The sequence below is a fragment of the Leifsonia sp. HAY1-4F genome, from assembly GCF_056755275.1.
Window position 1 is genome coordinate 1 of the sequence record NZ_JBNDHX010000124.1, and the last position, 10,151, is coordinate 10,151.

At 70.5% G+C, this 10,151-nt stretch carries 7 protein-coding genes; 5 read left to right on the plus strand and 2 right to left on the minus strand.

The features are described from left to right. Positions 1–35 precede the first annotated feature (35 nt). The 3 genes from ACPYOG_RS17250 to ACPYOG_RS17260 all read left to right on the plus strand — a co-directional run bounded on the left by ACPYOG_RS17250 (position 36) and on the right by ACPYOG_RS17260 (position 3,536). The gene (locus tag ACPYOG_RS17250) at positions 36–1,499 is read left to right on the plus strand and encodes an NAD-dependent succinate-semialdehyde dehydrogenase (RefSeq protein ID WP_481295386.1); all 1,464 of its coding nucleotides are present in this window, start codon (positions 36–38) and stop codon (positions 1,497–1,499) included. A 1-nt stretch (position 1,500) separates the two neighbouring features. Continuing rightward, positions 1,501–2,691, plus strand: coding sequence for a thiolase family protein (locus ACPYOG_RS17255; RefSeq protein ID WP_481295387.1), 1,191 nt, complete (start codon positions 1,501–1,503; stop codon positions 2,689–2,691). Between the two features lie 83 nt (positions 2,692–2,774). Continuing rightward, positions 2,775–3,536, plus strand: a complete 762-nt coding sequence (locus ACPYOG_RS17260) for a 3-hydroxyacyl-CoA dehydrogenase (RefSeq protein ID WP_481295388.1) — start codon at positions 2,775–2,777, stop codon at positions 3,534–3,536. Between the two features lie 100 nt (positions 3,537–3,636). Here ACPYOG_RS17260 and ACPYOG_RS17265 read toward each other — a convergent pair whose 3' ends face one another. Next, positions 3,637–5,088, minus strand: coding sequence for a helix-turn-helix domain-containing protein (locus ACPYOG_RS17265; RefSeq protein ID WP_481295389.1), 1,452 nt, complete (start codon positions 5,086–5,088; stop codon positions 3,637–3,639). 114 nt (positions 5,089–5,202) lie between these two features. On the opposite strand from ACPYOG_RS17265, the gene ACPYOG_RS17270 reads away from it, so the two are divergent. Beyond that, a complete protein-coding gene (locus ACPYOG_RS17270; protein ID WP_481295390.1) occupies positions 5,203–7,035 on the plus strand; it encodes a phosphoenolpyruvate carboxykinase (GTP) in 1,833 nt (610 codons plus the stop codon). Between the two features lie 127 nt (positions 7,036–7,162). On the opposite strand, the gene ACPYOG_RS17275 is transcribed toward ACPYOG_RS17270, so the two are convergent. Next, complete coding sequence (locus ACPYOG_RS17275) at positions 7,163–9,175, minus strand: ABC transporter ATP-binding protein (protein ID WP_481295391.1); 2,013 nt, start codon at positions 9,173–9,175, stop codon at positions 7,163–7,165. Between the two features lie 180 nt (positions 9,176–9,355). Here ACPYOG_RS17275 and ACPYOG_RS17280 point away from each other — a divergent pair. After that, positions 9,356–10,151: ABC transporter ATP-binding protein (locus ACPYOG_RS17280; protein WP_481295392.1), on the plus strand; the 796-nt coding region annotated here is incomplete at its 3' end.

The window sequence follows — 10,151 nt, forward strand, 5'->3', positions numbered from 1 at the left end:
CGATGAGGACGAATCGAACAGGAGGAACGCGGCTGATGGATGAGAAGGCTCTGCTGGAGCGTGTGCCCGACGGTCTGTACATCGGAGGGGAGTGGACGGCCGGATCGGCCGGAACCTTCCCCGTGTTCGACCCCGCGACCGGCGACCGCATCAAGGAGATCGCCGACGCGTCCCCGGAGGACGGCATCCGGGCTCTGGATGCGGCGGTGGCCGCCGCGGACGATTGGGCGGCGACGCCCGCACGCCAGCGCGGCGAGATCCTGCGGCGCGCCTTCGACCTACTGCAGGAGCGGCGCGACGACTTCGCCCTGCTGATGACCCTGGAGATGGGGAAGCCGGTCGCCGAGGCGAACGGCGAGGTCACCTACGGCGGCGAGTTCCTCCGCTGGTTCTCGGAGGAGGCCGTGCGCATCGCGGGCCGGTACGGCACCAACCCGGAAGGCACCGGGCGCATGATCGTGTCGCAGCATCCGGTCGGCCCGTGCTTCCTGATCACGCCGTGGAACTTCCCGCTGGCGATGGCGACGCGGAAGATCGCGCCGGCGCTCGCCGCGGGCTGCACGGTCGTCGTGAAGCCGGCCGAGTTGACGCCGCTGTCGACGCTGTACTTCGCGAAGCTGCTGGAGGATGCCGGGCTGCCGGGCGGCGTCCTCAACGTGGTCACGACGACGACCTCCGGAAAAGTGTCCGCGCCGATCATCGCCGACCCGCGGCTGCGCAAGCTGTCGTTCACCGGTTCGACCGAGGTGGGCCGGAAGCTGCTGCAGCAGGCGTCCGAGAACGTGCTCCGCACCTCCATGGAGCTGGGCGGCAATGCGCCCTTCGTCGTGTTCGACGACGCCGACCTCGACAAAGCGGTCGATGGAGCCATGCTGGCGAAGTTCCGCAACATCGGGGAGGCGTGCACCGCCGCGAACCGCTTCATCGTGCACGAGGCGGTCGCCGACGAGTTCGCGCGGCGCGTCACCGAGCGCGTGAACGGGCTGAAGGTCGGCCGCGGCACCGAGGACGGGGTCACGATCGGTCCGCTCATCAACGAGGACGCCATCCACAAGGCCAGCGAGCTGCTTCAGGATGCGGTCACCCGCGGTGCGTCCGTGCTCACCGGCGGGTCCCGGATCGACGGGAGGGGCACCTTCTTCGAGCCGACGGTCGTCACGGATGTGCGGGCGGGCAGCGAGATCCTGCGGCAGGAGATCTTCGGGCCGGTGCTGTCGATCGTGCGGTTCTCGGACGAGGACGAGGCGGTCCGGATCGCGAACGACACCGAGTTCGGGCTGGTCTCCTACGTCTTCACGAAGGACCTGGCGCGCGGGCAGCGCATGATCGAGCGGCTTGAGACGGGGATGATGGGCCTCAACGTCGGCGTGGTCTCCAACGCCGCCGCGCCGTTCGGCGGCGTCAAGCAGTCCGGGCTCGGACGAGAAGGCGGCTTCGAGGGCATCCACGAATACTTGAGCACCAAGTACACGCTCACGCCGAACCCGTTCGGAGCCTGAGGTGGCGCGCACGGAGGCGGTCATCGTCGATGTCGTCCGGACGCCCTCGGGGCGCGGCAAGCCGGACGGCGAGCTCTCCGACATCCACCCGGCCGACCTCCTCGCCGGTGTACTGCTGGAGCTGGTCGGACGCACGGGGATCGACCCGGCGGTCATCGACGATGTGATCGGTGGATGCGTCACCCAGTCGGGCGAGCAGGCGGGCAACATCACGCGCACGGCGGTGCTCAGCGCGGGCTTCCCGGAGACCGTTCCGGCGGTCACGATCGACCGGCAGTGCGGGTCGAGCCAGCAGGCGGCGGCCTTCGCGGCGCAGGGCGTCATCGCCGGCGCGTACGACGTCGTCATCGCCTGCGGGGTGGAGTCCATGAGCCGCGTCCCGCTCGGGTCGAACCTGCAGGGCGCCTCCCTCGGCGGTGCCCTGCTGAAGGGACGCTACCCGGAGGGGCTCGTGAACCAGGGCGTCTCGGCGGAGCTGATCGCCGACCGGTGGGGCTTCAGCCGGGAGCAGCTCGACGACTTCGCAGCCGAATCGCACGCGCGCGCGGCCCGGGCAGCGGCGGACGGAGCGTTCGAGGGCGAGCTGGTCGCCGTCCCGACGCCGGACTCGGGCAGCGTCGTCGCCGACGAGACCATCCGTCCGGGCACGACTCCGGAGAAGCTGGCCCAGCTGCAGCCCGCGTTCCGCACCGACCGGCTCGCCGGGCGGTTCCCGCAGCTGGACTGGAGGATCACGGCCGGCAACTCGTCGCCGCTCACCGACGGGGCCTCCGCCGCGCTGATCATGAGCGCGGAGGCGGCGAAGCGCCTCGGCCTCAGGCCCCGAGCCCGATTCCACTCGTTCGCCGTCGCTGGAAGCGATCCGTTGCTGATGCTCACCGGCATCCTCCCGGCCACGCGGAAGCTGCTCGACCGCGGCGGTGTCCGGCTGGACGAGATCGACGCCTACGAGGTGAACGAGGCGTTCGCGCCCATCCCGCTGCTGTGGCGGCAGGAATTCGATGCGGACCCGTCGCGCCTCAACCCGCACGGCGGCGCGATCGCGCTCGGGCACGCGCTCGGCTCCTCCGGGACCCGGCTGCTTGCGACCCTGCTGAACGAGGTCGAGTCGCGCGGCGGACGCTACGGGCTGCAGACGATGTGCGAGGGTGGCGGCACGGCCAACGCGACGCTCATCGAAGTGCTGCGCTGAGGGCGTCGCGCCCAGTTGGGCGCGGTGCGTCAACGAACTCGAACGAACACCGAACTCGAACGAACACCGAACGAAGGAGAACCATGCAGCTCGACGGATGCTCGGCCCTGGTCACCGGCGGAGCGAGCGGACTCGGCAACGCGACCGCCCACGCGCTCGTCGAGGGAGGGGCGCACGTCGTGATCCTCGACCTTCCGAGCTCGGAGGGGGAGAAGGCCGCGATCGCCCTCGGGCCCACCGCCCGCTTCGTCCCGGCCGATGTGACCGACGAGGAGGCGGTGCAGGCGGCGGTGGACACCGCATCCACTCTGGGTCCTCTGCGGGTCGTCGTGAACTGCGCGGGCATCGCCACGGCCGAGAAGGTCATCGGGCGGGACGGCCTCATCCCGCTCGATCACTTCGAGCGTGTCGTCCGGGTGAATCTGATCGGCACCTTCAACGTCGTGCGGCTCGCGGCGGCGGCCATCGCGGAGACGGAGCCGGTGGGCGAGGAGCGCGGCGTCATCGTCAACACCGCATCGGTCGCCGCATTCGACGGTCAGATCGGCCAGCCCGCCTACTCGGCCTCGAAGGGCGGGGTGGCGGCGATGACGCTTCCGCTAGCGCGGGAGTTCGCGCGCAGCCTCATCCGGGTGATGACGATCGCGCCGGGAATCTTCGAGACGCCCATGATGGCGGGGCTGCCGCAGGCGGCGCAGGACTCCCTCGCGGCGCAAGTGCCGCATCCCTCCCGCCTGGGTCGCCCTGCCGAGTACGCCGCCCTCGTCCGCGCCATCGTCGAGAATCCGATGCTCAACGGCGAAACCATCCGCCTCGATGGCGCCATCCGGATGCAGCCCAAGTAGCCCGCGATTCGTCACGAATGTCGCCTCCCGCGCGGCGTAGGGCAACATTCGTGACGAATGTCGCCTCCCGCGCGGCGTAGGGCGACATTCGTGACGAATGTCACGCGCCGGAGTGGGCCTCCAGGAAGGCGTAGACGTCCGAGTCGTCGACGCCCGGGAAGGAGCCGGAGGGCAACGGCGACAGGATGTGCGCGTGCAGCCGCGCGCTCGGCCACGCTTTGCCGGCCCACCGCCCCGACAGCTCGCCCGGCGCCCGCTTGCAGCACGACTCGTCCGGGCAGTGCGACTCGGTGCGCGCCGTCGTCTCGCGGCCGCGGAACCACTTCGCCTGATCGAACGGCACCCCGATGCTGATCGAGAAGCTGCCCTCGGCGGTGGTGCCGACCTGCGTCGCGCACCAGTAGGTCCCGGCCGGGGTGTCCGTGTACTGGTACAGCTCCGTCGTGCGGTTCGTGTGTGTGAACGCGGTCCGCGCGCCCCACATCCGGCAGACGACCTGGCCCTCGATGGATCCGGTCACATCCGTCGGCAGCAAGAGCCCGTCGTTCTCGTACCCCTTGTACAGGGCGCCGTCGTCGCCGACGCGGAGGAAGTGCATGGTCATGTCGAGGTGCCTCGTCGCCAGGTTCGTCAAACGCAGCGCAGCCGCCTCGTGCGTCACGCCGAACGCGTCGCGGAAGTCCTCCACCGCCAGGTCCTTGTCCTTCTTGGCCTGCTGCAGGAACGCGACGGCAGCCTCCCGGGGCATGAGGCAGCACGCGGCGAAGTAGTTGATCTCCAGCCGCTGGCGGAGGAAGTCCGCGTACGACTGCGGCCGGGTGTGCCCCAGCAGCCGGTGCGCCATGGCCTGCAACGCCATCGAGCGGAGGCCGTGGCCGCCCGGGATCGACGCCGGCGGCAGGTAGATGCGCCCGTTCTCGAGGTCGGTGATCGATCGTGCGGACCTGGGCAGGTCGTTCACGTAGATCAGCTCGAACCCGAGCTTCTCGGCCATTACGCTGACCTCGCGGTGCGTCAGGGCGCCGCGGACGTGGCCGGAGGCGCGCACCTGCTGCTCGGCCAGCTCCTCGATCTCGGGGATGTAGTTGTCCTGTGCGCGCATCCGCTCCCGCAGTTCGGTGTTCGCGCGCCGAGCCTCCTCCGGCGTGGCGATCGCCTCGTTCGCGCGCCGGCCGAGCTCCCGGTGCAGCCCGACGAGCGCCTGGAGGGTCTCCGTCGGCGTCCCCTTCGTCGGCTTGACCGCGGGCAGGCCGAGGGATGCGTACAGCGACCCGCGCTGCGCCCGCGCCAACTCGATCTCGAGCGCCGCCCGCTCGTCCGGCGGCTCGGCCGAGAGGAGATCGGCGGGCTGGACGCCGAGGGCGCTGGCGAGAGCGCTCAACAGCGAGATGCGCGGCTCCCGCTTGCCGTTCTCGATCAGCGACAGCTGGCTCGCCGCGACGCCGGCCGCGGCCCCGAGCTCGTCGAGGGTCATGCCGCGCCGGGTACGGAAGTGACGGATGCGATGCCCGAGCGTTGCGACATCGATGTCGCCGGTCTCCACGGTGCTCATGGATTCACAATAGCGAAAGATTCGCGATTCTTACAGCAGTATTCGCGGTTCTCTTCGTCGGAACCTCGCAGAAACTGGAGTCAACACCAAATCTTCCGACGATAAGGAACCCGCATGAGTATCGCCGAGCTCCCCCTCACCGACACGGCACCGTCCGGAGGACTGGACGTCGTCCGCCGCTGGGTCGACGGCATCGCCGCCCTCACCCGGCCTGAGGAGGTCGTCTGGTGCGACGGCTCCCTCGGCGAGGCCGACCGCCTCACCAAGCAGCTGGTCGCCGAAGGCAAGATGATCCGGCTGAACCCGGAGTGGCGGCCGAACAGCTTCCTCGCCCGAACCGACCCGGCCGACGTGGCCCGCGTCGAGGATCGCACCTTCATCTGTTCCGAGAACGAGGCCGATGCCGGTCCGACCAACAACTGGCGGCAGCCGGAGGCGATGCGCGCGGAGCTGCGCGAGGTCTTCGCCGGCAGCATGCGCGGACGAACGATGTACGTCGTCCCGTTCTCGATGGGACCGGTCGGCGGCCCGATCTCGCAGGTCGGCATCCAACTCACGGACTCCGCCTACGTCGCTGTCAGCCTCGGGATCATGACCCGCGTCACCGAGACCGTCCTCGACCTGATCGAGGCCGGGCAGCCGTGGGTGCCGACCGTGCACAGCGTCGGCTTCCCGCTGGTGGATGCGGACGGGCAGCCGCGCGACGACGTGCAGTGGCCGTGCAATCCGACCAAGTACATCGTGCAGTTCCCGGACACGCGTGAAGTGTGGTCCTACGGCTCCGGCTACGGCGGGAACGCCATCCTCGCGAAGAAGTGCTTCGCGCTGCGGATCGCGTCGGCGATGGCGCGGGACGAGGGCTGGCTGGCCGAGCACATGCTCATCATCAAGGTGACCTCGCCCGAGGGCCGCGCCTTCCACTTCGCCGCCGCCTTCCCGTCGGCCTGCGGGAAGACGAACCTCGCGATGCTCGAGCCGACCATCCCGGGCTGGCGCGTCGAGACGATCGGCGACGACATCGCGTGGCTCCGCCAGGGTCCAGACGGGCGGCTGCGCGCGATCAACCCGGAGGCCGGCTTCTTCGGCGTCGCGCCCGGGACGGGGGAGAGCACGAACCGTACCGCGGTCCAGACCCTGTGGGGCAACACGATCTTCACGAACGTGGCCCTGCGCGACGACGGCGACGTCTGGTGGGAGGGGCTCACCGACGAGCCGCCCGCGCACCTGATCGACTGGCAGGGGAACGACTGGACGCCCGACTCGGGCCGGCCGGCCGCGCATCCCAACTCGCGGTTCACCGTGAGCGCCGCGCAGTGCCCGTCCATCGCCGAGGACTGGGATGCGTTCGACGGCGTGCCGATCGACGCCATCCTGTTCGGTGGTCGCCGGGCCACGAACGTTCCGCTGGTGGCGCAGGCGCGCGACTGGCGGCACGGCGTGTTCCTCGGCGCCACCATCTCGTCGGAGCGCACGGCGGCGGCCGAGGGCACGGTCGGCGAGCTGCGCCGCGATCCCTTCGCGATGCTGCCGTTCTGCGGCTACAACATGGCCGACCACTGGGCGCACTGGCTGGAGATGGGGGAGAAGCTGGGCGACCAGGCTCCCGAGATCTTCCAGGTGAACTGGTTCCGCCGGGGCGACGACGGCCGGTTCCTGTGGCCGGGGTTCAGTGAGAACGCGCGCGTCATCGAGTGGATCGCGCGGCGGGTCGAGGGACTGGCCGGAAGCGTCTCGGCGCCGATCGGCCGCCTTCCCATCGTCGACGAGCTCGACCTGGACGGGCTCGACCTGCCGGCCGCCGACGTGGAGGCGCTCTTCGAGGTGGACCGCGCGAGCTGGCTCGCCGAGTGCGACCTCACCGAGACCTTCTTCGACCGCTTCGGCTCGCGTGTCCCGCCCGCCCTGCGCGCCGAGCTGGCCTCCCTCCGCTACCACCTCCAGTCCTGAAGGGGGCTCAGCCCCACCATCGAGTACACGAAGACTGCACGCTTTCTCCCCTGATTGCGTGCAGTCTTTGCGTACTCAATGGTGGGGCGTGAGGGGCGCGCGGGCGAGGGGCGCGGGGGCGCGAGGGTCAGACGAGGAGCTGGTGCTTGGCGAGGTCGCGGTAGAGGGGAGTGGTCTCGACGAGCTCGGAGTGGGTTCCGGTCCCGATGACGCGGCCGTGGTCGAGCACGACGATCTGGTCGGAGTCGACGACGGTGGACAGGCGGTGCGCGATCACGAGCAGGGTGCGGTCGGCGGCGACCGCGTCGATCGCCTCCCGCATCAGCTGCTCGTTGCGGCCGTCCAGGCTGGAAGTGGACTCGTCCAGCAGGAGCACCGGAGGTGCGGCCAGCAGCGCGCGGGCGATCGCCAGGCGCTGACGTTCGCCGCCGGAGAGCATGATGCCGTCCTCGCCGACGGGAGCGCTCAGGCCGAGCTCGCTCCGTTCGAGCACCTCCGTCAGGTTGACGGCGTGGAGCACGTCGACGCACTGCTCGTCCGTGGCGTCGGGCGCTGCGAGCGTCAGGTTGTCGCGCAGCGACCCGGCCAGCACCGGCGCATCCTGCTCCACGTAGCCGATCTGCGAGCGCAGGCCGACGCGATCGAGCGTGCGCACATCCATACCGCCGAAGCGGACCTCGCCGGCCTGCGGGTCGTAGAACCGCTCGACGAGGGCCAGGATGGTGGACTTGCCGGCCCCGGACGGCCCGACCAACGCCGTCCGCTTGCCGCGCGGCACGCGGAAGCTCACGCCGCGGAGCACCCCGCTGTGCTGCTGCCCGCCGTCCGCGCCTGCGCCGCCGCCCGCCGCGGCCTCGGCCTCCGCGACGACGTCCGTCCCGGTGAGGGCCTCGAACGCGAGCCGCTCGGGTGTCGGCCGGCTGGGGGCCGCTCCGGTCTCCGCAGCCCCGGCACCCGCTCCGGTCTCCGCAGCCCCGGCACCCGCTCCGGTCTCCGCAGCTCCGGCACTCTCCGGGTAGGCGAACCGCACCTCCACGAACTCGATCGCCGGCGCCTCGGGCGCCAGGCCTTCGTTCGCCGCGCCGACCGTCAGCGCCAGCGGCGCGATGTCGCGGTCGTGCTGGTCCTCGGTCGGCAGATCGAGGATCTCCTGGATGCGGCCGAGCGCCCCGAGCGCCGAGTTGACCGCCGCGATGGCGCCGAACGCCTGGCCGAGCGGCAGGATCATCATGAAGAGGAAGAGGATGAACGCGACGAGGTTCGCGACGGTGATCGCTCCGCTGGCCACCCGGAAGCCGCCGACACCGAGTACGACGAGGAACGAGACCTGCATCGCGATGCCCGCCACGGGCACGACGAGGGCCGAGATCCTCGCGACCTGGATGCCCATCCTCCAGGCGCCGGTGGCGTCGTCGTCCACGGCCGCGATCTCGCGCTCGGTGGCGTTCGACGCGCGGATGGTGCGCACGGAGCTGATCGCCCGCTCGACCGCGGCCGCGAGGTCGCCCACCTTGTTCTGCGCCTTCTGGCTGGCGACGCGGATGCGGCCGGACAGCAGCACCACCACGACGATGGAGACGGCGACCACCAGCACGGTCAGCCCGAGCAGCACCGGGTCGATGATGAGCATCGCGATCAGCGCGCCGATGAAGGTCAGTGCACCGCCGATGGCCTCCACGAGCCCCTGGGTCAGAACGGCCCGCAGCAGCGTGGTGTCCGATCCGACGCGGGACACCAGGTCGCCCGTGCGCCGGGTGTCGAACTCGCTGATCGGCAGGCGCAGCATCCGGCCGACGAGCTTGCGCCGCGACGACAGCACGACGCCCTCGCCGGTGCGCTGCAGCAGGTAGTGCTGGTAACCCGAGATGAGGCCGGAGGCGACCACCAGGGCGATGAGTCCCCAGACCAGGCCGCCGAGCGGCTCCTGCCGGCCCACGACCGAGATGACCTGGCTGACCAGCAGGGGCTGGGCGAGGCTGGCGGCGGCGCCCAGCACGCTGAGCACGATCACGAAGGCGAGCACCTTCTTGTGCTCGAGCAGGTAGGGGAGCAGCTGCGAGAAGCGGGCGCGCGGCCCGGCGTCGTCGGCGGAACGCCTGAGGCCGCGCCGGCGACGCGAGGGGGCTGACGTGGTGGACATGACGGTGTCTCCATTCGGGGGAGGAGGTGGCGTCGGAGGCGTGTGCGGCGCTAGCTTCGACCGTACTTCCTGCGGACTGCCTGTTTGCTGATATTGCCGCGTGCGACGGCGCGCGCGGGCGCGTGCGACCGCGGGCGCGGGCATCCCGGATGTCCGAGGTCGCGGCTACAGTGTCGAACTATGCCCGCCCCTGTCATCTCCGCCCGCGATCTCGTGAAGAAGTACAAAGACTTCCCGGCCGTCGACGGCATCAGCTTCGAGGTGGAGCCGGGGGAGTCCTTCGGGCTGCTCGGGCCGAATGGTGCGGGCAAGTCGACCACCATGCGGATGATCGGCGCCGTCTCCACGCGCAGCGCCGGCGACCTGAGCATCCTGGGGCTCGACCCGAACCGGTACGGTCCCGAGATCCGGTCCCAGCTCGGGGTCGTGCCGCAGTCCGACAACCTCGACACCGAACTCCGCGTGCGCGACAACCTCATCGTCTACGGTCGCTACTTCGGCCTCCCGTCGGCGCGCGTCCGCACCCGGGCGGACGAGCTGCTGGCGTTCGCCCAGCTCGAGGACAAAGCCAAGGCGAAGGTCGACGACCTGTCCGGCGGGATGAAGCGCCGGCTGACCATCGCACGCGCCCTCATCAACGACCCGCGCATCCTGCTGCTGGACGAGCCGACCACGGGGCTCGATCCCCAGGCCCGGCACATCCTCTGGGACCGGCTGTTCCGGCTCAAAGAGCAGGGCACGACCCTCGTCCTGACGACGCACTACATGGATGAGGCGGAGCAGCTGTGCGACCGCCTGGTCGTCGTCGACAAGGGCACGATCATGGCGGAGGGGTCGCCGGCGCGGCTCATCCGCGAGTACTCGACGCGGGAAGTGCTGGAGGTGCGCTTCGGTTCTGAACGCAATGCGGAGGTCGCGGAACGCCTGGACGGGGTGGGCGAGCGGATCGAGGTGCTGCCCGACCGCATCCTCGTCT

Coding starts and splice junctions, on each gene's coding strand:
- ACPYOG_RS17250 (WP_481295386.1), top strand. CDS start 36: ATGGATGAGAAGGCTCTGCTGGAGCGTGTGCCCGACGGTCTGTACATC.
- ACPYOG_RS17260 (WP_481295388.1), top strand. CDS start 2,775: ATGCAGCTCGACGGATGCTCGGCCCTGGTCACCGGCGGAGCGAGCGGA.
- ACPYOG_RS17265 (WP_481295389.1), bottom strand. CDS start 5,088: ATGAGCACCGTGGAGACCGGCGACATCGATGTCGCAACGCTCGGGCAT.
- ACPYOG_RS17270 (WP_481295390.1), top strand. CDS start 5,203: ATGAGTATCGCCGAGCTCCCCCTCACCGACACGGCACCGTCCGGAGGA.
- ACPYOG_RS17275 (WP_481295391.1), bottom strand. CDS start 9,175: ATGTCCACCACGTCAGCCCCCTCGCGTCGCCGGCGCGGCCTCAGGCGT.